This is a genomic window from Kluyvera genomosp. 2 (assembly GCF_036759865.1).
GTDB classification, from domain to species: Bacteria; Pseudomonadota; Gammaproteobacteria; order Enterobacterales; family Enterobacteriaceae; genus Kluyvera; species Kluyvera ascorbata_B.
Map to the genome: position 1 here is coordinate 89,951 of NZ_JAPKIA010000001.1, position 21,488 is coordinate 111,438.

A 21,488-nucleotide genomic window follows, 5' to 3' on the forward strand; every position below is an offset into this window, starting at 1 on the left:
TCACACTTTACTCAAAATAATTCGCGACAAGAAATAAGCATGACATCTGATAAAAAAGCCCGACGCTAAGGTCGGGCTTTCGTAGATGTCCTCTAGATGCGCGATTATGACTTCTTAACCGCCGGATCGGTATCGTACTCAGCGCAGGTCTGATAGCCGGAATTGATAACGTGACCGGTGTCATCCAGGGCCACAAAGTAGGTTTCAGCTTTACCATCACGTTGACCCAGGATATAGGTCTGGCACGTGCCGCGTGCGTGGATCATCGTCACTTCCGACGACGGCTTGCCGGCGACCTGCATCACCTGTGAACGGCTCATCCCTTTTTTCACATCTTTCACAACCGGCTGTGTGAACTGGTCTTTGGTACGATCGTAAGCGGTACAGCCTGCCAGCATTGCCAGTACGGCTGCGGCCCCCAGAAGTCCTGCAACATGCTTTTTCATCTTCCCTCTCCTTTCGTTCGATGTTTTTTAAGCCTGGAATAAATATTGCTAATTATCAACCGATACGCCGAAATCAACGCCAATCAGGTTAATGAATCGGATTTATTTACCTCTGGTAAAACTGTGATCCTTGTCGTTTTACCGTCAAAGAGGTAGCTTTAACACTTTGTTCTGATGGGCTATCGGCAAGGCTGGCACACTCATTCCGGAGGGGTAAATGGCATTACAGCAAGAGATCATTCAGGCGCTCGGCGCAAAACCACAAATAGATGTACAAGCAGAGATCCGCCGCAGCGTGGATTTTCTCAAGGCATATCTGAAAACCTATCCGTTTATCAAATCCCTGGTGCTGGGAATCAGCGGCGGTCAGGATTCGACGCTAACCGGCAAGCTGTGCCAACAGGCCATTAACGAGCTGCGCGCGGAAACCGGCGACAGTGCGCTGCAGTTTATCGCGGTCCGCCTGCCCTATGGCGTGCAGGCCGACGAACAGGACTGTCAGGATGCCATCGAATTTATTCAGCCGGACCGCGTACTGACGGTCAATATTAAGGGAGCCGTGCTGGCCAGCGAACAGGCGCTGCGCGAAGCAGGCATTGAGCTGAGCGACTTCGTTCGCGGCAATGAAAAAGCCCGTGAGCGCATGAAGGCCCAGTACAGCATCGCGGGGATGACCCACGGCGTGGTGGTCGGTACCGATCATGCAGCGGAAGCGATAACCGGCTTCTTCACCAAATACGGCGACGGCGGCACCGACATTAACCCCATCTTCCGCCTCAACAAGCGCCAAGGCAAACAGCTGCTCGCCGCGCTGGGCTGCCCTGAGCATCTTTATCTGAAAGCCCCCACCGCTGACCTTGAAGATTCCCGCCCTTCTCTGCCGGACGAGGTCGCGCTGGGCGTCACTTATGACAACATTGACGACTATCTGGAAGGTAAAACCCTGGCGCCTGAACAGGCGAAGATTATCGAAGGCTGGTATCTGAAGACGGAGCACAAACGCCGTCCGCCGATTACCGTTTTTGATGACTTCTGGAAGCGATAAATGAGAAAACCGCCGGAGCTGCCCATAGCCATCGGCATTTATGGGCAACTTCGGCGGTCTTAAGATCGTATGCCGGGTCGATTATTCGGCAGGCGCAGGAGGCATTTTACCTTCCGGTGCATTATGTTCTGTCAGACGCTTCTCAAAATTAGCATTAAACTGCTTTTTCTGTTCCGGCGTTAAAATGTTGTAAATCTTGTTCTGGGTTTCCAGACGAGACAGCATCATGGTCTTATGCTGCTCTTCCATCTTGTTAATCTGTGCTTCAGCCTTAGCTTTGTCGAAGCTGTCGCTGGCAATCAGGCTGTGCATTGCACGCATCTCTTCCTGCGGCGGGCGTTTCATGTGTTCGCGGCTGTCTTTCATAATGTCGCGAATCTGCTGTTTCTGTGCATCGGTCAGGTTCAGCCCCTGGAACATCATATCGTGACGTGGGCCCATCTTACCTTTGTGATGATGCATCATCTTACCGGCCGGCTGCGTCGCATCTGCCGCGGTGGTCGTGGTGGTATCCGCAGCGTGAGCCAGATTAGCCGCGCCCAGAGCCAGGGTAGAAGCAACAAACAGTGCAGTTAATTTTTTCATCATCAAGTCCTTACTTTCAGTTATTCTGACGGCGCATTGCCGTGTTGACGAGATTAACTTTACGGGGTTTATCGTCAAATAATCAGAGTGTAGGTAAAACAATGAAAGTGTAAAAAACAATTTTACGACAATTATGAGGAAATTAAGGATAAACTGTGGAGAGTTGCAACAAAAATATGCAATATGCTGATTAAGAAGAGATTTTGAAGAAGTATAAAGCAAGCATGTTTATTAATAAAGCAAAACACCAGGAATATTCTGCAATATCCTCGAGGAGAAATAATAAAAAGCCGCAACACCATGATGTGCGGCTTTTTTATATTATGGGGGAAGACGTTCAAGCATGAGCCCCGCCCGCATACCCAGCGCGACGTCAGGGTTAGGAAACAGCACGTACTCGCAGGGCGATTGCACCACGTAGCGGATCTCGCCGTCCTGCGCCAGCAGCGTCCCTTTGGCAAACGGCGTAAAGTTCAACGTCTGTGCCGACATGTGCAGCTGGAACTCAGCGCTGCGACGCGTTATTTCTTGTACCACCCGGTAGTTGAGCGGCGGCGTTGCACAGCCGCCGCCGCGCTCGTCCGCCAGCAGATTGGCCAACTGTCGTTCCACCAGGGCAAACTGACTCAGATCGTTTTGCCCAAACGGCCGCGCTTTACCCAGCTCCAGCGTGCATGACAGCGCCGCAAAGGCCTCGCTAGTAAAATGGCTGAACGTGCCGCCCGGTGCCTGATGAAACACCAGCGCCTGAAGCCCCGCTGAGCCTAACCAGCTTAAAAACTCCGGCTCCCAAGGCAGCTCGCGCGCCGGCAGGACGCCAAAGCGCGGGTGATGTGAGCCGCGAATGGCGGTGTGCATATCAAGGTGCCAGCGCGTGTCGGCCGCACAGCGCTGGTAAAATGCCGTCACGGTCTGCTCCAGACTGGCGGCACGGATGGTTTCATCGCTGACCGGAAAATGCAGCCAGCGTCCGCCGAACATGCGGTTAAGATCGCTGTGCAGGTAGCGCTTGTTATCACGCAGCGCCGGCGGGTTACCTAACACCACCAGCAGATGCCAGCGTAGCGCCTGCTTGCCGCCGATCAGCGCGCTCAACAGTTTATCGAGGATTTCGACCGGTGCCGTTTCGTTACCGTGGATCCCCGCCGACAGCACCATCGCCTGCGAGCAAGGGCGGTGCGGCGTCAGCTGCAGCACCCCCGCTTCTCGCCACTCCCAGTGAAACGTGCCCATGTCCCCTTCGGGCTGCGACGGCAACCGCCCCGCCAGCGTTAATGCCAGAAACTGTTTCATGCCGCCTCCTTAACGCTGAAAGGGGTAGAGGGAACCCAGCTGTAAAATTTGCGTCAGACGGTCGAGCGCTTCGCGCCCTTCTGTCAGCAGCAGCGGATCGGCAAGATCGGCCTGAGTCAACCGATCGCGATAATAGCGGTCGACCCAATTATTGAGCGTGGCAAACAGCGTATCGTTCATCATCACCGCCGGGTTTACCGCCCGGCGCTCATCTTCGGTCAGCACGACCCGCAGACGCAAGCACGCCGGGCCGCCACCGTTGGCCATGCTTTCGCGCAGATCAAACATCTTTAGCTCGTCGATAGGATTATCCTGCGCCAGCAGCGTATTCAGATAACGCCAGACGCGCGGGTTCTCCTCCACTTCTCCCGGCAACACCAGCAGCATGCTGCCGTCAGGCTTACTCAGCAGTTGGCTGTTAAACAGGTAGGTCGCCACCGCTTCCGCCACCGTCACCTTCGCACGGGGAACTTCGATGGGCATAAACCCCGGCACTTTATGCGCCAGCAGCTGCAATAACGCCGGCTGGTCAACAAACGCCTGCTCATGGCAAAACAGCACCTGGCGGTTACTGACGGCGATAACATCATTATGAAACACGCCACCATCGATCGCCTGCGGATTTTGCTGGGCGAAAATCACCTGATTGGGATTGATCTGGTTAAGCCGGGCCACCGCTTCGCTAGCGGCGCGGGTCTGCCGCGCCGGATAGCGCTGCGGTGATGTGCTGGCATGCGCATCACGGCCGTAGATAAACAGCTGAGTGCCCGGCTGCCCGTAATCACGCCCCAGTCGATTATGGTTTGCCGCACCTTCGTCCCCCATCGATGTGCCCGCAGGCAGCGGGCCATGTACCGCAAACTTATCCGGATCGGCAAATATCGCCTGCAGGATGGCCTGGGTGGTGGGCGCTTCGCTGGCGCGATGCAACAGGCTGCTCAAATTGGCAACCGTCAAATGGACCTTTCCGTCCAGCGCGTCGGCGGAGGGGCATACCGTCGCCGCATTCGCCACCCACATCGCCGACGCCGAACTGGCGGCGCTGAGCAGCGCTGGCGCCTGCGTCGCGGCTTTCGCCAGCACCTGCTCGTCGCGGCCGCTAAACCCAAGCTGACGCAGCAGCGTCACGTTGGGCCGTTCCTGCGGCGGAATCACCCCCTGCGGGAAACCGGCATCAGCCAGCGCCTTCATTTTCAGCAGCCCTTGTCTGGCCGCTCGCTGTGGATTCGATACCTGATGTTGATTACGCGTCGACGCCTCGTTGCCAAACGACAGCCCGGCGTAGTGGTGCGTCAGACCCGGCAGGCCATCGAAGTTAACCTCCCAGGCGTTCATGAGGGCACCTCACGCTGAAAATCCAGCCCGGGATTAAGCGCGGCAGGCAGCACCAGCGTCGGCGATTCGAGGCTGGCCATTGGCCATGCGCAATAATCCGCAGCGTACCAGGCACCTGGACGATGGTTGCCCGATGCACCCACGCCGCCAAACGGTGCGGTGCTGGCCGCGCCGGTTAACGGTTTATTCCAGTTCACGATCCCGGCGCGCGCCTCCAGCAGCAGACGGTCAAACTTGTGCCGGTCCGGCGAAATCAATCCGCAGGAAAGCCCGTAACGCGTCGCGTTCGCCAGCGCGATAGCCCGATCGAAATCATCATAACGCCAGACGCCCAATAGCGGGCCAAAGACCTCTTCATCAGCCAGATCGCGCGCTTCGCTCAGATCAACAATCCCCGGCGTGAGCAGCGATGTTCCCGGCTGGAGAAGACGCGGGGCCAGCAGCGTCACGCCGCCCTTTTCCACCTGCATTTGCCAGGCCTGATACACGCGTTCGGCGGCCTGCGCAGAAATCAGCCCACCGATAAACGGCTGCGGTTCAGCGTCCCAGGCGGCCGGAATAATCCGTCCGCTCACCTCGACCAGCCGCTGCAGGAACGCATCGCCCAGCGCGCCGCGTTTCACCAGCAGACGGCGCGCGCAGGTACAACGCTGGCCGGCGGTGATAAACGCCGACTGAATGGTCAAATGTACGGCAGCGTCAATATCCGCAGGTTCATCGACGATAAGCGGGTTGTTGCCGCCCATTTCCAGCGCGAGTATCTTCTGCGGCTGACCGGCCAGCTGACGATGCAGATGGAAACCGGTCGCCGAGCTGCCGGTAAACAGCACGCCGTCGATTCCCGGCTGGGCGCTCAGCGCCTCCCCGGTCTCCCGCCCGCCCTGAACCAGGTTAAGTACGCCCGGCGGCAGCCCCGCCCGTTCCCACAGTTTCACCACCGCCTGCGCGCAATCTGGCGTCAGTTCGCTGGGTTTAAACACCACCGTGTTGCCTGCCAACAGCGCCGGTATGATATGCCCGTTCGGCAAATGACCGGGAAAGTTGTAGGGACCGAAAACCGCCAGCACGCCGTGCGGGCGGTGCCGCAGCGTTGCGGCCCCGTCGGCCATATCGGCCTGGCTTTCGCCGGTCCGGCTGTGATAGGCCTTCACGGAAATGGCGATTTTGTTGATCATCGCCGCCACCTCGGTCGCCGCTTCCCAGCGCGGTTTGGCCGTCTCGCGTGCCAGGGTTTCCGTCAACCCCGCCTTATTCGCCTCAAGCAGCCCGGCAAAGGCCTCAACAATCTGCTGACGTTCGCCGAACGGCCGGCGCGCCCAGGCGGGAAACGCCGCCCGCGCCGCGTCCACGGCCAGGGCCACCTGCTGTACGCTCGCGTCGTGCCCCTGCCACACCGTTTCACCGCTTACCGGGTTTGCGCGCTGGCGACGCGGGCCATCGCCAGCAAGCCAGGTTCCATTAATCCACAGGCTCATTATTTTTTCTCCTCTGGGCACAGGCGCACCAGGCGTACGTTATCGCCAGGATGGCAGTTCAGCGCATCTCGCTGTTCGGCGCTTAAGCTCAGGCTGTCACTCGCCGGGTCAGCGTGAACCAGCATGGCGCGATAATGCTGGTACTGTTCGTTAGCCACTACGCACAGCGGCAGGTCGTCACCGCCGGGTTCGCCTTCAGCCACCGTCACCAGACGACTTTTACGCACCGCGCGCACCCGGTCAATTTCACATTCCAGCGTCGGGCCACCGTCGAAAATGTCGACATAGTCACGGTAGCGAAAGCCTTCTTTTTCCAGCACCGCCCGCGCGGGAGCCGTTTGCGGATGCACCTGGCCTATCACTGCCCGCGCTTCTTCGCTCAGGAAATCGGTGTAGATCGGATGCTTTGGCATCAGCTCAGCGATAAACGCCTTTTGCCCGGTGCCGCACAGGTAATCCGCGCGAGCAAACTCCATAGAAAAAAAGCGTTTGCCCAGGCTTTCCCAGAACGGCGAATAACCGTGCTCATCAATTACCCCGCGCATTTCCGCCACCACCTTGTGGTTAAAGCGATCGCGAAAAGCCGCCATAAACAGAAAACGCGACGAGGACAGCAGGTGGCCATTACTTTCTTTGCGCCACGCCGGGTCGAGAAACAAGGTACACAGCTCGCTGCTGCCGGTATGATCGTTGGTCAGGAACAGCGTCGGCAGCGCGTTATACACGTTCAGCTCCTTCGAGGCATGTACCAACGTACCGACCCGGTAGTTATACCAGGGATCGTTGATGCCAACGGCGACCTCAATCGCGCACACCCCAACCACCGCGCCGCTGCGGGTATCTTCCAGGACAAAAACATAGCCCTGGTCGCCGCGCGGCAGCGTGCCCTGCCAGGTGGCCTGCGAGCGGGCGATACGCGCCGCCAGGGTCTGTTTGTCGGCCGGCAGTGAGGTCAGCCCGCCGCCCGTTTCCCCCGCCAGCGTATAGAGGCCGGGCAGATCGTCTACGCCGACCGGACGGATAATCATCATGATGATTCTCCCGCAATGAACCGTTCACAGGCGGCGGCGAAGCGATTGAGGCCAAGGGTCACATCGTCTTCTTTGATAATCAGCGCCGGCGCAAAACGCACCACGTTAGCCCCGGCAATCAGCACCATCAGCCCCTCTTCAGCCGCCAGTTGGCTTATCAGCTTCGCCTTCCCGGCATACTCATCCCGCAGCGCGCAGCCAATCAGCAGGCCAACGCCGCGGATCTCTTTAAATAACGCAAACTGGTGGTTAATCGCCTGCAGGCGTTCTTTGAACCACTGTTCGCGCTGCTTCACCCCGTTTAACACCTGCGGCGTATTCACGATCGACAGCACTTCACCGGCCACCGCACAGGCCAGCGGGTTACCGCCATAGGTGGTGCCGTGCGTCCCCACCGTCATCACGCTGGCATACGCATCGCGTGCCAGCAGCGCGCCAATCGGGAAGCCACCGCCCAACGCTTTGGCGGTCGTCAGCAGATCCGGCGTCACGCCATAATGCTGATACGCATAGAGTTCTCCGCTACGCCCTACGCCGGTCTGCACCTCATCAAAAATCAGCGCCGCGTGGTGACGATCGCACAGCGCACGTAGCGCCTGTAAAAATTCACCCGATGCCGGTACCACGCCACCTTCGCCCTGGATAGGCTCCACGATAACGGCACAGGTATCGTCATCAATCAGCACGCTGGCCGAGTCGATGTCGTTATATACCCCGTGACGGATCTCCCCCGGCAGCGGCGCGAAGTCCTGCGAGTAGGCGGGCTGCCCGCCGGCGGTTACGGTAAACAGCGTGCGGCCGTGAAACGCATTCTTAAAGGCCACGATCCCACTCTTATGGCTGCCAAACTTGTCGTGCGCATACTTACGCGCCGTCTTCAGTGCCGCTTCGTTAGCTTCGGCGCCGGAGTTACAGAAAAACACGCGGTCGGCAAACGTGGCATCGATCAGCTGCTTTGCCAGTCGCAGCGCCGGTTCGTTGGTGTAGCCATTACCGGTATGCCAGAATTTTGCCGCCTGCTCGGTCAGCGCACGTATCATCGCCGGGTGGGCGTGTCCCAGCGCATTTACCGCGATACCGCCAGCAAAATCGATATAGCCTTTCCCCTGTTGATCCCACAGCCAGGCGCCCTCACCGCGAACCGGAATAAACGGTGCCGGTGCATAAACCGGCATCATCCACTGATCAAAATCTTGACGGCTGATTGACTGAGACATAGCGACCTCTACAGGTAAATGAATGGTTTAATTTATGTTAATTATTTGAGTGTTTTTCACTGTAAATGTAGATTGCACGGTTCGTGCCAGCGAGAGAGAAAACTGCATAAACGCGGACTGCAAACGAAATATCAATAGGTTACACACCATCACCATTCAATAAATGCGCATAAAAAGTGAATATTAAGGCATTAACGGCGCTTTGCAGGGCAAAATTAAGAAATGTTATGCATCAGCAAAATATCATTCTGGATTTGTGATCCACTGCGAAATTTATCGTAGCTTTACGCTTCATCACGGCGCAGATTGCCTCAACCTGGTGCACATTTTGCTCGGGAAGATGGCAGCAGCCATCAAAGAAATTGGCGATACCGCGGAGTGAAGGCAGCGGCTGACGTTAAATTCTGCTACTATCCCGTCACAATTCACTCTGCAAAGTGGCAACGACTATGAAATTTGTCTCTTTTAATATCAACGGCCTGCGCGCCCGTCCTCATCAACTGGAAGCCATTGTCGAAAAGCATCAGCCCGACGTGATTGGTCTACAGGAGACAAAAGTTCACGATGACATGTTTCCTCTGGAAGAAGTGGCAAAGCTCGGCTATCACATTTTCTATCATGGCCAGAAAGGTCACTATGGCGTGGCGCTGCTGACCAAGGCCGAGCCGGTAGCGGTTTATCGCGGCTTCCCGAACGATGACGAAGACGCTCAGCGCCGCATTATCATTGCCGAAGTGCCGTCGCCGTTTGGCAACGTGACGGTAATCAATGGCTACTTCCCGCAGGGAGAAAGCCGCGATCACGAAACCAAATTCCCGGCCAAGACCAAGTTCTATCAGGATCTGCAGGATTACCTGGAAACCCGGCTGAACAAAGATAACCCGGTACTGATTATGGGGGATATGAACATCAGCCCGACCGATCTCGACATCGGTATCGGCGAAGAGAACCGCAAGCGCTGGCTGCGCACCGGTAAATGTTCGTTCCTGCCAGAAGAGCGTGAATGGATGCAGCGTCTGCTCGGCTGGGGTCTGGTGGATACCTTCCGTCACGCCAATCCGGAAACCAACGACCGCTTCTCGTGGTTTGATTACCGCTCCAAAGGGTTTGACGACAATCGTGGCCTGCGCATAGACCTGCTGCTGGCCAGCCAGCCGCTGGCAGCACGCTGCGTGGAAACCGGCATCGATTATGAGATCCGCGGGATGGAAAAACCGTCGGACCACGCGCCGGTATGGGCGACGTTTAAATAATCGGTTGCCGCGCGGCGCGCTTTGCTGACGTAAAGGGCGTCGCGTTAACGCAGCTTTGTAAAAATCCTGAGCAAAATCAACAAACAGGCGCGAAATCCTTGCCGAGATGGCCGTTCTATAATACCGTCGCGCGCACCTTTTCTTCCCGGCAGGAGGACCCCCATGCAAAAGAAGTCGCAACCACGCAGCCGTTAAGCTCCTGCTGATTGTTGCCGTTGTCGCACTGCTGTCCTTTCTGATACACCGCATCGGCCTGATTGAGCTGGTCACCCATTTACGTCAATTACAGGATACCGTGCAGCAAAGCGGCGCGATGGGCTATGCGCTTTACATCACCCTGTTTGTGCTCGCGTCGCTCTGCCTGCTGCCGGGCAGCGTCCTGGTGCTGGCGGCGGGCATGGTATTCGGCCCATGGCTCGGTACGCTGCTGTCGCTTATCGCCGCGACCGTTGCCTCGGCGCTCTCTTTTTTGCTGGCCCGCGGGTTGGGACGCGCGCTGGTGCTCAAATACGTCGGCCATACCCGCACCTTTCAGGCTATCGAGCGCGGCATCGCCCACAGCGGCATTGATTTTCTGATCCTGACCCGACTTATCCCGCTGTTTCCGTATAATATTCAGAACTACGCGTACGGCTTAACGTCTATGCCATTCTGGTCATACACCCTGGTTTCTGCGCTCACAACCCTGCCGGGGATTGTTATCTATACGTTGATGGCCAGCAAACTGGCGGCGGAAGGCATCACCCTGACCTTTGTGCTTCAGCTTAGCCTTGCCGGGCTGGTGCTGTTTGCGCTGGTACAGGCGGCCAAGGCTTACGCACGCCATAAGCACATTGCGCTGGCCGAAGAGGACGAGAAATGAAGCCTATCTGGTACGCCCGACTGCTGATGATTGCCGCGCTGACGGCGCTGGTGCTCGCATGGCTATTGATTCCCGGCGTACATGCGTTCGTTCGCGATAGCCTCGATGCCTTTCTGGCGGTAGACCAGCAGGGCATCGAGCGTTTTATTCGCGCCTACGGTTCGCAAGCGGCGATCGTCTCGTTTCTGCTGATGATTTTTCAGGCTATCGCCGCGCCGCTGCCGGCGTTTTTGATCACCTTTGCCAACGCCTCGCTGTTTGGCGCATTCTGGGGCGGCGTGCTCTCCTGGAGCAGCGCGATGGCCGGCGCAGCGCTATGTTTTTATATTGCGCGCATTATGGGCCGCGGCGTGGTAGAAAAGCTCACCGGAAAAGCGGTGCTCAACGGCGTCGACGGTTTTTTTGCACGCTACGGTAAACACACGATCCTTATCTGCCGCCTGCTGCCTTTCGTGCCGTTCGATCCGATAAGCTACGCCGCCGGGCTAACGTCAATGCGCTTTCGCCACTTTTTGATTGCCACCGGCCTCGGTCAACTGCCCGCCACCATCATCTATTCGTGGGTCGGCAGCATGCTTACCGGCGGCACGTACTGGTTCGTGACGGGGCTGCTGATTCTGTTCGCACTGACTATCGTTATCTTTGTCGCGAAGACATTTTATCTCGAACGCCAGAAGAGGAAATCCTGATGCGTTATCACGGAGCACACCGTTACCTGCGCGGCGCGCTGCTGGGCCTGCTGTCGCTATGTTCATCGGCGGCCATCGCCGCCGACTGGCAGCAAATTGAACATGAAGCCAAAGGCCAAACCGTTTGGTTCAACGCCTGGGGCGGCGATGAAGCGGTCAATCACTACCTGGATTGGGTCAGCGGTGAAGTGAAGCGTGATTACGCCATCAACCTGCGGATTGTGCACATTGCCGACGCGGCGGATACGGTTAAACGCATCCAGTCCGAAGCCCGTGCCGGGCGTACCCAGCGCGGCTCGGTCGACCTGCTATGGGTCAACGGTGAGAACTTCCGTACGCTTAAAGAGGCCAACCTGCTGCGCACCGGCTGGGCAGAACAGCTGCCAAACTGGCGCTATGTCGATCTCAGCAAGCCCGTACGTGAAGACTTTTCCGTGCCGGTCGAGGGCGCTGAATCACCGTGGGGCAGCGCGCAACTGACCTTTATCGCCCGTCAGCAGCAAACGCCGCAGCCGCCGCAATCACCGCAGGCGCTGCTCGATTTTGCCCAGGCGCATCCAGGTACGGTGACCTACCCGCGTCCGCCGGACTTTACCGGCACCGCGTTGCTCGAACAGCTGCTGATCAACCTGACCACACAACCCGACGCCCTTAAGCTGCCACCGGACGCCCAGAGCTTTGCCGCCGTTACCGCGCCGCTGTGGGCTTATCTCGACCGGCTGCATCCGCTGATGTGGCGCCAGGGCAAAGATTTCCCGCCCTCGCCCGCGCGGATGGATAGCATGCTGGCCAACGGCACGCTACGCCTGTCGTTGACCTTTAACCCTATGCACGCCAGACAGAAAGTGGCAAAAGGCCAACTGCCGAAGGACAGCTACAGCTTCAGCTTCCGCTCCGGGATGCTCGGCAACGTTCACTTCGTCACCATTCCGGCAAATGCCTCGGCCAGCGCCGGAGCGCAGGTGGTGGCGAATTTCCTGCTGTCGCCGACGGCACAACTGCGTAAAGCGGACCCCGCCGTATGGGGTGACCCGAGCGTGCTCAACCCGGCAACGCTCAGCGCCGGCCAGCAAAAAACGCTGCGGGCGCTGATGCCGGAAGATACGCCGCCGGTGCTGGCTGAGCCGCACGCTGCCTGGGTGAACGCGCTGGAGCAGGAATGGCTTCGCCGCTACGGTACGCACTGATTCTGCTGTGCTGGGGCATGATGCTGGTCATCTATCTGCCCCTGCTGCCCGCTGCGAGTGTGCTCTTCGCGCCTGTGCTATCGCTATCCTCCTGGCAACAGCTGCTGGCGGATCCTCAACTGCCTCAGGCTGCAGCGGCGACGTTTATCTCAACGCTGATTGCCGTCGGCGGCGCGCTGCTGTTAACCCTGCTGATTATCGCCACCCTTTGGCCCTCTCCCGCCTGGCAGCGGCTGGCCTCGCGTCTGCCGTGGCTGCTGGCGCTGCCGCATGTGGCCTTTGCCAGCGCGGCGCTGCTGCTGTTTGCCGAAGGCGGCGCGCTGTATCGGCTGCTGCCGGCCCTGAGCCCGATTCAGGATCGCTATGGCATCGGACTCGGGCTGGTGCTGGCGGTGAAAGAAAGCGGCTTTCTGCTATGGGTCTGTTGGGCGCTGCTCGGCGAGCGGCGGCTGGCGGAACAGGTGGTGGTGTTCAAAAGTCTCGGCTACGGGCGCGGCCAGTGTCTTAATCGGGTGATCCTGCCCTCGCTGATGCCATCGCTCAGCGTTGCGCTGCTGGCGACCACCGCCTGGACGCTTTCAGTGGTCGACGTCGCCATGATAGTCGGCCCGGGGAACCCGCCGACGCTGGCAGTCCTGGCCTGGCAGTGGTTGAACGACGGCGACGTCGACACGCAGGCCAAAGGCGCACTGGCCTGCCTGCTGTTGCTGGCGGCCCTCGCCGTCATTGCCAGCGCCGCCGCGCGACTGTGGCGGTACGGGCAAAACCGCACGCCGCACTTTGACGGCGAACGGCAGCCGCATTTCCCGTTGCTACCGGGGCGCAGCCTGGGGCAACTTCTGCCGCTGTGCGGCCCGCTTTGCGCGCTGTTCCTGCTGGCGCTGGCGCACGGCGCGCTGCCCGGCCAGGAAACGATCGGCAACAGCCTGTGGCTGGCGCTGCTGTCGGCCACGATTGGCGCTGTCGTCTGCCTGCTGTGGCTGGAATGGGGGCCTGCGCGGCATCAGCGTTGGCTGGATCTGCCGCTGCTGCTGCCGGCGCTGCCGCTGGCCGCCGGGCAGTATCAGTTAGCGCTGTACGGCTGGGTAGACGGACTGTTCAGTACCGTGCTGTGGGGACATCTGCTGTGGGTCGTCCCCTGGATGCTGTTTGTACTGCGTCCTGCCTGGCGGCAGATAGACCCGCGCCAGACGCTGCTGGCACACACGCTGGGATGGGGGCGCGGGCGCGTCTTTTTACAGCTAAAGTGCCCGCTGGTCATCCGCCCCCTGCTCTCTGCGTTGGCCGTCGGCTTTTCCGTCAGCATCGCGCAATATCTCCCCACGCAATGGCTCGGCGGCGGGCGCATTCCCACGCTCACCACAGAAGCGGTCGCGCTGAGCAGCGGCGGCGCCACCGCCACGCTTGCCGCTCAGGGACTCTGGCAAACGCTGCTGCCGATGTTCTTCTTTTTGTTAACCGCGCTACTGGCGCGGCGAATCAGCCATTTCAGACGAGGGCTACGCTGATGCTACAGGTGCAGAATTTAACGCTCATGCAGGCAGAGCAGCCCCTGCTGCGCGAGGTTAACTTTAGCGTCGCGCCGGGTGAAATTGTGACGCTGATGGGGCCTTCCGGCTGCGGAAAATCGACGCTCTTCTCGTGGATGGTTGGCGCCCTGGACGGCGCGTTCCGCAGCCAGGGCCAGCTGTGGCTCAACGGCCGCCGCTGCGATGCGCTGCCTACCGAGCAGCGGCGCATCGGCATTCTGTTTCAGGACGCGCTGCTGTTCGATCATCTGAGCGTTGGGCAGAATCTGCGGCTGGCCCTGCCCGCCAGCGTGCCGCGCAGCGCACGTAATGCGCAGGTTGAACAAGCGCTGACCCACGCGGAGCTGGCCGGGTTTTTCTCGCGCGATCCGGCGACGCTTTCCGGCGGTCAGCGCGCCAGGGTGGCCTTGCTCCGCGCTCTGCTGGCGCAGCCGGATGCTCTGCTGCTGGATGAACCGTTCAGCCGTCTCGATCAACAGCTGCGCGGCAGCTTTCGTCAGTGGGTCTTTCACGCGCTACGCGCGCAGCAGATTCCGGTCGTTCAGGTCACCCACGACCCGGACGATGTGCCGCCGAACGGCCGCTGTTTACCGCTCGCGGACTGGCGCTGACGCGGTAAATACTGCGTTAACGCAAGGTATTTCTTTTAGCAGAGGTTCAGAATGACGCTCCTTTTATCTTCGTCGGACGATTTGATGAAACGTGTTTCTCAACTGACTGCGCTGGCCCTTGCGCTTGGCCTCGCCTCTTCTGCTTTCGCCGCTGAAACGGCGAGTACCCTCACCTTTACCCACCTGCTCCAGCAAAAGGGTGCCGCCATCGATACGCGCATGAGCGCCTTTTACAACGGCTGGCCACAGCAGGAAAATGGCCCTCGCGGGCATGAGCCAGGCGCGCTGAACCTCTCTGCCAGCTGGCTGTCAGCCATGAACAACGAGCAGCTGGAAGCCTGGGCGCAGCAGCATCAGCTGAAAAAAGAGACCGACATTGCCCTCTACGGTGACAGCAAAGATAACGATGCCGTGGCGAAGCGCTTAAAAGCGGCAGGTTTCACCCGTATCTCCACCCTCAGCGATGCGCTGCAGCAGTCGGAACGGCTGCAAAAGCTGCCGCACTTCGAGCAACTGGTGTACCCGCAGTGGCTGCACGACCTGCAGCAAGGTAAAGCGGTGGCCGCCAAACCGGCGGGCGACTACAAAATTATTGAAGCCGCATGGGGCGCGCCGAAGCTGTATCTGGTCAGCCATATTCCGGGGGCTGGCTATATCGATACCAACGAGGTTGAAAGCGAGCCGCTGTGGAATAAAGTGTCCGACGAACAGCTCAAGGCGATGCTGGCCAAACACGGTATCCGCCACGACACCACCGTGATTCTCTACGGTCGTGATGTGTACGCCGCAGCGCGCGTCGCGCAGATCATGCTGTATGCGGGCGTGAAGGATGTTCGCTTGCTGGACGGCGGCTGGAAGACCTGGGCCGATGCCGGGCTGCCGGTCGAGCGTGGCTTACCTCAGGACGTGAAACCAGCGCCTGATTTTGGTGCCACCATTCCCGCGCAGCCACAGCTGATGCTGGATATGGAACAGGCGCGCGGCCTGCTGCACCGTCAGGACGCCTCGCTGGTGAGCATTCGCTCATGGCCGGAATTTATCGGTACCACTAGCGGCTATAGCTACATTAAGCCAAAAGGTGACATTGCCGGCGCGCGCTGGGGCCATGCGGGCAGCGATTCTACCCATATGGAAGACTTCCACAACCCGGACGGCACTATGCGCAGCGCCGATGATATCACCCGGATGTGGAAATCCTGGAATATCCTGCCGAGCCAGCAGGTTTCCTTCTACTGCGGTACCGGCTGGCGCGCCTCGGAAACCTTCATGTACGCGCGCGCCATGGGCTGGCAGAACGTCAGCGTCTACGATGGCGGCTGGTACGAATGGAGTGCGAACCCGAAAAACCCGGTTGCCACCGGCGATCGCGGGCCAGAAAGCGCACGCTAATTTGCGCCTTCATGACGCTGAAGCCCTTTCAGCGTCATGTAACCTCCCCACACCCGGTTAAAGGTCGTCAGCCAGCACAGCGCGCCGAAAACCCACGCCATCCACGCAAACCACGCCGGAAACAGGCAGCCCAGCACAAACAGCAGGATCGTCTCCGTGCCTTCAGTTAAGCCGCCCAGGTAATAAAACGATTTATGAGCATAGCCCGGATTGTCGATTTGGTGCTTCGTCGCCAGCGCGGCAAAGGCCAGAAAGCTGCTGCCGGTGCCCATAAACGCAAACAGCAGCCAGCCGCCCGCCAGCGCATTGGCTGCCGGATCCGCCAGCATAAAGCCGAACGGCACCAGCGCGTAGAACAGAAAATCGAGCGCGATATCGAGAAATCCCCCGGCATCCGTCAGGCCGCGCCGCCGCGCCAGCGCGCCGTCAAGACCATCCAGCAGACGGTTGGCCACAATCGCCACCAGCGCCGCGCCATACCAACCGAGCGCAAGGAACGGCAACGCCAGCACCCCAATGGCGAACCCCAGTAGCGTAATGCCGTCCGCCGATACGCCGGGCTTGTCCAGCGCCTGCGCCAGGCGGTTGAGTACCGGCTTAAGTCGCGGATGAAGGTGCTTATCAAGCATCGGCTTTTTCTCCCATCTGACACAGCCCCTGCGACGGAATATCCAGCGCGGCGTTGAAGCGAGCGGATAAATTCTGAAACGCCACCAGCGCCGTCATTTCGCTAATCTGCTCCGCATTAAAGTGACAACGTAACGCATCTTTTTGCGCAACAGTGACCTGCGGCGGCGTAGCGGTCATCGCTTCGGCATAATCCAGCGCCGCGCGCTCAGCATCGTTAAACAGCGGCGACGATCGCCAGTCGCTCAGCGCCAGCACCTTGTCCATCGCCCCGCAGCGCTGAGCCAGGCGGAGGCTGTTGGCGTCAATGCAAAACGCGCAGTCGCACTGCTGGGAGACGCGGGTCATCAGCAGCGCGCGCAGCGTCGGCGTCAGACGCGCTTTTTTCCGCTCCAGGTAGCCGACAAACAGCGCCACCAGCCAGAACAGTCGCGGCATCCGCCCCCACCAGCGCGTGGGGTTCAGCACCTCGCCATAGTGCTTTTGCTGCATCGCGGTAATCGGCTTCAGGCTCAGCGGCAGCTGGCTGAGCGGCGGCACCCAGGGTTGTTGATTTTTCACCCGAAAACTCCTGTAAGGCTTTAGCACACGACAAAGCAGCGATAATATGGCAACTCATTCACGGAGTCTTTGACCGCTATGCTGAAAACCATTGATGTTGTTGCCGCTATTATCGAACAAAATGGCAAAATTCTCCTTGCGCAGCGCCCGCCGCATGCCGATCAGGCCGGGCTGTGGGAATTTGCCGGTGGGAAAGTTGAAGCCGGTGAAAGCCAGCAGGAGGCGTTAGTGCGCGAACTACAGGAAGAGCTGGCTATCGTCGCGTGGCCGGGGCGCTATATTACTAGCCATCGGCGCGAAGTCTCAGGAAGGATCGTGCATCTGCACGGCTGGCACGTCCCCCGTTTCGACGGCGAACTCATTGCCCGCGAACACAGCGCGCTGGTGTGGTGCACGCCGCAGGAAGCCTTACGCTACGCGCTGGCCCCTGCCGACGTGCCGTTACTCGCCGCGTTTATGGCTTTACCCGACGCCACACCAGGGGATTTGTACTGATGGCGCGCTCATCGCGCTGGCACTGAAGCAGCACGCCTTCCGCTTTAATCACCGCCCCTTCCGAGTAATTCCTGTCTTCATACATGCAGCAACGGGCGCACGGCTGTGCGCGCTGGCTGCTGGCATTGTTGCTGAACACTTCAGGTGGAACGTTCACTTCCACCTGCGGCCTCGCCTGCGCGACGCTGCACAAAAGCGACAGCCCACCGACCATCCACACCCATTTCATCAGCAATCTCCTTTAAAAAGCCCTTTTATTACTATCGACCAAATGGGCGTCTAACTTAACTTTTTTACGTCATCGCTTTTCGTTATGACCCGACGCGACGTATTAATTTTATTACGCACCCGGAAATTCCTTGTCATCCGTTAGCAGGGTAGTGATATAGTCGAAATAACGCACGTTATTAAACACAACCATAACAACTACATACATTCACAATCATAAGAGGTACTTATACTTATGGACAAGGCTTGCTCCCTTAATACCTTCTTGGCTCATGTTCAACAGCGCGACCCACACCAGACCGAGTTTGCTCAGGCCGTACGCGAAGTCATGACGACCCTCTGGCCGTTCCTCGAGCAGAACCCGCGCTATCGTCAGCTTTCCCTGCTGGAAAGACTGGTTGAACCTGAGCGCGTCATTCAGTTCCGCGTGGTGTGGGTAGACGACCGTAATCAGGTTCAGGTGAACCGCGCATGGCGCGTCCAGTTCAGCTCGGCTATCGGGCCGTTCAAAGGCGGGATGCGCTTCCACCCGTCCGTAAACCTCTCTATTCTGAAATTCCTCGGCTTTGAACAGACCTTTAAAAACGCCCTGACAACCCTGCCGATGGGCGGTGGCAAAGGGGGTTCTGACTTCGATCCAAAAGGCAAAAGCGAAGGTGAGGTGATGCGCTTCTGCCAGGCACTGATGACCGAACTGTATCGTCATCTGGGCGCCGACACCGACGTTCCAGCGGGCGATATCGGCGTAGGCGGCCGTGAAGTCGGCTTTATGGCCGGAATGATGAAGAAACTCTCCAACGACACCTCTTGCGTGTTTACCGGCAAGGGTCTCTCTTTTGGCGGCAGCCTGATTCGTCCGGAAGCCACCGGCTACGGTCTGGTGTATTTCACCCAGGCAATGCTGCAGCGTCACGGCCTGGGCTTCGAGGGGATGCGCGTCGCGGTCTCTGGTTCCGGCAACGTAGCGCAGTATGCGATTGAAAAAGCGATGGAGCTGGGCGCGCGCGTGATCACCGCGTCTGACTCCAGCGGTACCGTGGTTGATGAGTCTGGCTTCACTAAAGAGAAACTGGCGCGCCTGTGTGAAATCAAAGCCAGCCGAGACGGCCGCGTCGCCGACTACGCGCGTGAATTTGGTCTGGTGTATCTCGAAGGCCAGCAGCCGTGGAGCGTGGCGGTGGATATTGCCCTGCCGTGCGCTACCCAGAACGAGCTGGATGCCGATGCGGCACGCGTGCTGATCGCCAACGGCGTGAAGGCGGTCGCGGAAGGTGCCAACATGCCAACCACGATCGAAGCGACCGACCTGTTCCTCGACGCGGGCGTATTGTTCGCGCCGGGCAAAGCAGCCAACGCCGGTGGCGTTGCCACTTCCGGACTGGAAATGGCGCAGAACGCCGCGCGCATGAGCTGGAAGGCAGAGAAAGTCGACGCGCGTCTGCACCACATCATGCTGGATATTCACCACGCCTGCGTTGAGCACGGCGGTGAAGCGAAGCAAACCAACTACGTGCGCGGCGCGAACATCGCAGGCTTCGTGAAAGTGGCCGATGCCATGCTGGCGCAGGGCGTGATTTAATCGCGTTATCCCGCCATCCTGAGCAGGTTGTCGGATGGCGGCGTAAACGCCTTATCCGGCCTACGATAGTCTTGTAGGCCGGATAAGCGCAGCGCCACCAGGCATGAGGGGCTATCCGGGCTGCTCTGAACTCGCCGCGGGCTTCTTACTCTTCCCCTTCCCTTTACTGAATGACTTCTTCGCCCCACCCGGCGCTGCCAGTCCGCGGAACTGCCGCACCGGCGTGCTCTTAGCCTGGTCAATCAGCTGGAACAGCGTCCCCACTAGCGGCTGCATAAAGTCCTGATAGCGACACTGTTTTTCGCTGATCTGCGTCAGGGTAGACTCCCAGTGCGCGGTCATATCCGGACGCGTCGCCATCTCGGGTAGAGAGTGGAACAACGCTTTACCGGCGTCGGTAGAATGGATATAACGCCCTTTCTTGGTCAGGAAACCGCGTTTAAACAGCAGCTCGATAATGCCAGCACGCGTCGCTTCAGTGCCTAAGCCATCAGTCGCGCGGAGGATTTTTTTCAGGTCTTTATCCTGCACGAAGCGGGCGATCCCGGTCATCGCCGACAGCAGCGTAGCGTCGGTAAAATGCCGCGGCGGCTGAGTTTGCCGCTCGACAACTTCGCCGTTCTCACACAGTAATTCGTCAGCTTTCGCCACCACCGGCAGCGGCGTGCCGTCGTTCTCTTCATCACGTTCTTTCGCCCCCAGCAGCGTACGCCAGCCCGCTTCCGCAAGGAAGCGCGCTTTGGCGACAAATTTACCGTTGGCGATATCGAGGTCGATCTGGCATTTACGGTAGACCGCATCCGGGCAAAACTGCATCAGATACTGGCGCGCAATCAGGTTATACACCTTTGCTTCGTTGTCATTGAGATTCACGTGGCTTGCGCGCGCGGTCGGGATTATCGCGTGGTGAGCATCAACCTTTTTGTCGTCCCAGCAGCGGTTGCGGGTATCGGTATTGACCACCGGCTGCGGCAGCAAATCCGGCGCATGCACGCCGATGGCGTTAATCACCGCGTGGCGGCCAGCAAAATGCTCTTCCGGCAGATAGCGGCTGTCAGAACGCGGATAGGTGATCACTTTATGGGTTTCATACAGTTTCTGGCAGATATCCAGCACGTTCTGCGCGCTCAGGCCAAAACGCTTCGCCGCCTCAATTTGCAGCGCAGAAAGCGAAAATGGCAGCGGCGCCGGTTCAGAGTCACGCTTATCGTTATAGGCGGTGACCAGCGCCGGCTGGCCGGTAATGCGCTTCACCACATGCTCGGCCAGCGCCCGGTTGAGCAAACGGCCTTCTTCATCCTGGTGCGGTTCACAGGCTTCGCTTGGCTGCCAGACGGCGGTAAAACGCTCATCTTTCGGCGTCACGATGTGCGCTTTCACCTCGAAGAAGTCTTTCGAGACAAAGTGTTCAATCTCTTCATCACGACGCACCACCAGACCCAGCACCGGCGTTTGCACGCGCCCGACGGAGAGCACGCCCTGATAACCGGCGTTACGCCCCAGAATAGTGTAGGCGCGGGTCATGTTGATGCCGTACAGCCAGTCGGCGCGGGCGCGGGCCAGCGCCGAAACGCACAGCGGAATAAACTCGCTGTTGGCGCGCAGGCGCGAAATCGCACGCTCCACCGCCTGTGGGTTAAGGTCATTAATTAAGCAGCGCTGCACCTGATGGCGCTTCTCCGCCGGCAGTTCCAGGTAATCCAGCACTTCATCCACCAGCAACTGCCCCTCGCGATCCGGGTCTCCGGCGTGAATGACTTCGCTGGCGTCGTGAAGAAAGCGCTTAATGACGTTGAGCTGCTTCGTCACCGAAGGCCGCGGCTGCAGCCGCCATTTTTCCGGGACGATGGGTAAATCCTGCAGATTCCAGCGCGCATAGCGGCTGTCATAGACGTCCGGCTGCGCCTGCTCCAGCAGGTGACCGATACACCAGGTCACCACCTGGCCGTTGCCACACTCGATAAAGCCATCGCCCTTGCGGTGAGGCTTTGGCAGTACATCAGCAATGGCGCGGGCCAGGCTCGGTTTTTCCGCAATAAACAGCCGCATGG

22 protein-coding genes are annotated in these 21,488 nt (G+C 59.0%); 10 read left to right on the top strand and 12 right to left on the bottom strand.

The annotated features are described in order from the left end of the window. Positions 1 to 104: 104 nt before the first annotated feature. The gene (gene osmE, locus V6942_RS00450) at positions 105 to 446 is read right to left on the bottom strand and encodes an osmotically-inducible lipoprotein OsmE (RefSeq protein ID WP_182929054.1); all 342 of its coding nucleotides are present in this window, start codon (positions 444 to 446) and stop codon (positions 105 to 107) included. A 217-nt stretch (positions 447 to 663) separates the two neighbouring features. On the opposite strand from osmE, the gene nadE reads away from it, so the two are divergent. Next, on the top strand, positions 664 to 1,491 hold the full coding sequence (gene nadE, locus V6942_RS00455) for an ammonia-dependent NAD(+) synthetase (protein WP_106926539.1): 828 nt from the start codon (positions 664 to 666) through the stop codon (positions 1,489 to 1,491). A gap of 81 nt (positions 1,492 to 1,572) precedes the next feature. Here the strand turns inward: nadE and spy are convergent, their stop codons facing one another. From spy to V6942_RS00485, 6 genes are all read right to left on the bottom strand, one after another. Continuing rightward, positions 1,573 to 2,079 (bottom strand): ATP-independent periplasmic protein-refolding chaperone Spy, encoded by a 507-nt coding sequence (gene spy, locus V6942_RS00460; RefSeq protein WP_181357992.1) that lies wholly within the window; start codon positions 2,077 to 2,079, stop codon positions 1,573 to 1,575. A 318-nt stretch (positions 2,080 to 2,397) separates the two neighbouring features. Continuing rightward, a complete protein-coding gene (gene astE, locus V6942_RS00465; protein WP_333500690.1) occupies positions 2,398 to 3,369 on the bottom strand; it encodes a succinylglutamate desuccinylase in 972 nt (323 codons plus the stop codon). 9 nt (positions 3,370 to 3,378) lie between these two features. Beyond that, the gene (gene astB / locus V6942_RS00470; RefSeq protein WP_333500691.1) at positions 3,379 to 4,704 is read right to left on the bottom strand and encodes an N-succinylarginine dihydrolase; all 1,326 of its coding nucleotides are present in this window, start codon (positions 4,702 to 4,704) and stop codon (positions 3,379 to 3,381) included. Beyond that, entirely contained in the window at positions 4,701 to 6,179 is a 1,479-nt protein-coding gene (gene astD, locus V6942_RS00475) for a succinylglutamate-semialdehyde dehydrogenase (protein ID WP_333500692.1), read from the bottom strand. The genes astB and astD overlap by 4 nt, the downstream gene beginning before the upstream one ends. Continuing rightward, on the bottom strand, positions 6,179 to 7,210 hold the full coding sequence (gene astA, locus V6942_RS00480) for an arginine N-succinyltransferase (RefSeq protein WP_333500693.1): 1,032 nt from the start codon (positions 7,208 to 7,210) through the stop codon (positions 6,179 to 6,181). The genes astD and astA overlap by 1 nt, the downstream gene beginning before the upstream one ends. Further along, positions 7,207 to 8,427 (bottom strand): aspartate aminotransferase family protein, encoded by a 1,221-nt coding sequence (locus V6942_RS00485; RefSeq protein WP_182929058.1) that lies wholly within the window; start codon positions 8,425 to 8,427, stop codon positions 7,207 to 7,209. The genes astA and V6942_RS00485 overlap by 4 nt, the downstream gene beginning before the upstream one ends. 449 nt (positions 8,428 to 8,876) lie before the next feature. On the opposite strand from V6942_RS00485, the gene xthA reads away from it, so the two are divergent. Then, a complete protein-coding gene (gene xthA, locus V6942_RS00490; RefSeq protein ID WP_106926524.1) occupies positions 8,877 to 9,680 on the top strand; it encodes an exodeoxyribonuclease III in 804 nt (267 codons plus the stop codon). Positions 9,681 to 9,795: 115 nt separating this feature from the next. Here the strand turns inward: xthA and V6942_RS00495 are convergent, their stop codons facing one another. Further along, positions 9,796 to 9,954 carry a hypothetical protein gene (locus V6942_RS00495; RefSeq protein ID WP_181357991.1) on the bottom strand — a complete coding sequence of 53 codons (159 nt, stop codon included), beginning with the start codon at positions 9,952 to 9,954 and terminating at the stop codon, positions 9,796 to 9,798. On the opposite strand from V6942_RS00495, the gene V6942_RS00500 reads away from it, so the two are divergent. The 6 genes from V6942_RS00500 to V6942_RS00525 all read left to right on the top strand — a co-directional run bounded on the left by V6942_RS00500 (position 9,880) and on the right by V6942_RS00525 (position 15,947). Then, a complete protein-coding gene (locus V6942_RS00500; RefSeq protein ID WP_106926522.1) occupies positions 9,880 to 10,542 on the top strand; it encodes a TVP38/TMEM64 family protein in 663 nt (220 codons plus the stop codon). The genes V6942_RS00495 and V6942_RS00500 overlap by 75 nt on opposite strands. Then, positions 10,539 to 11,231, top strand: coding sequence for a TVP38/TMEM64 family protein (locus V6942_RS00505; protein WP_106926520.1), 693 nt, complete (start codon positions 10,539 to 10,541; stop codon positions 11,229 to 11,231). Before V6942_RS00500 ends, V6942_RS00505 begins: the two co-directional genes overlap by 4 nt. Then, positions 11,231 to 12,418, top strand: a complete 1,188-nt coding sequence (locus V6942_RS00510; RefSeq protein ID WP_420107824.1) for an ABC transporter substrate-binding protein — start codon at positions 11,231 to 11,233, stop codon at positions 12,416 to 12,418. The genes V6942_RS00505 and V6942_RS00510 overlap by 1 nt, the downstream gene beginning before the upstream one ends. Then, complete coding sequence (locus tag V6942_RS00515) at positions 12,391 to 13,926, top strand: thiamine ABC transporter permease (protein WP_333500694.1); 1,536 nt, start codon at positions 12,391 to 12,393, stop codon at positions 13,924 to 13,926. Before V6942_RS00510 ends, V6942_RS00515 begins: the two co-directional genes overlap by 28 nt. Further along, positions 13,926 to 14,558, top strand: coding sequence for an ATP-binding cassette domain-containing protein (locus V6942_RS00520; protein ID WP_106926516.1), 633 nt, complete (start codon positions 13,926 to 13,928; stop codon positions 14,556 to 14,558). Before V6942_RS00515 ends, V6942_RS00520 begins: the two co-directional genes overlap by 1 nt. Positions 14,559 to 14,642: 84 nt before the next feature. After that, positions 14,643 to 15,947, top strand: a complete 1,305-nt coding sequence (locus V6942_RS00525) for a rhodanese-like domain-containing protein (RefSeq protein WP_333500695.1) — start codon at positions 14,643 to 14,645, stop codon at positions 15,945 to 15,947. Here the strand turns inward: V6942_RS00525 and V6942_RS00530 are convergent. Beyond that, complete coding sequence (locus V6942_RS00530; RefSeq protein WP_106926512.1) at positions 15,944 to 16,576, bottom strand: CDP-alcohol phosphatidyltransferase family protein; 633 nt, start codon at positions 16,574 to 16,576, stop codon at positions 15,944 to 15,946. The genes V6942_RS00525 and V6942_RS00530 overlap by 4 nt on opposite strands. Beyond that, complete coding sequence (locus V6942_RS00535; RefSeq protein WP_223878926.1) at positions 16,569 to 17,135, bottom strand: carboxymuconolactone decarboxylase family protein; 567 nt, start codon at positions 17,133 to 17,135, stop codon at positions 16,569 to 16,571. The genes V6942_RS00530 and V6942_RS00535 overlap by 8 nt, the downstream gene beginning before the upstream one ends. Before the next feature lie 78 nt (positions 17,136 to 17,213). On the opposite strand from V6942_RS00535, the gene V6942_RS00540 reads away from it, so the two are divergent. After that, positions 17,214 to 17,630 (top strand): pyrimidine (deoxy)nucleoside triphosphate diphosphatase, encoded by a 417-nt coding sequence (locus V6942_RS00540; RefSeq protein ID WP_333500696.1) that lies wholly within the window; start codon positions 17,214 to 17,216, stop codon positions 17,628 to 17,630. Here the strand turns inward: V6942_RS00540 and V6942_RS00545 are convergent. Next, the gene (locus tag V6942_RS00545; RefSeq protein ID WP_182929062.1) at positions 17,590 to 17,859 is read right to left on the bottom strand and encodes a DUF1496 domain-containing protein; all 270 of its coding nucleotides are present in this window, start codon (positions 17,857 to 17,859) and stop codon (positions 17,590 to 17,592) included. The genes V6942_RS00540 and V6942_RS00545 overlap by 41 nt on opposite strands. Before the next feature lie 234 nt (positions 17,860 to 18,093). Between V6942_RS00545 and gdhA the strand changes: the two genes are divergently transcribed. Then, the gene (gene gdhA / locus V6942_RS00550; RefSeq protein ID WP_106926506.1) at positions 18,094 to 19,437 is read left to right on the top strand and encodes an NADP-specific glutamate dehydrogenase; all 1,344 of its coding nucleotides are present in this window, start codon (positions 18,094 to 18,096) and stop codon (positions 19,435 to 19,437) included. A gap of 111 nt (positions 19,438 to 19,548) precedes the next feature. Here gdhA and V6942_RS00555 read toward each other — a convergent pair whose 3' ends face one another. Continuing rightward, positions 19,549 to 21,486 (bottom strand): DNA topoisomerase III, encoded by a 1,938-nt coding sequence (locus V6942_RS00555; protein ID WP_182929063.1) that lies wholly within the window; start codon positions 21,484 to 21,486, stop codon positions 19,549 to 19,551. Between the last annotated feature and the right edge of the window lie 2 nt (positions 21,487 to 21,488).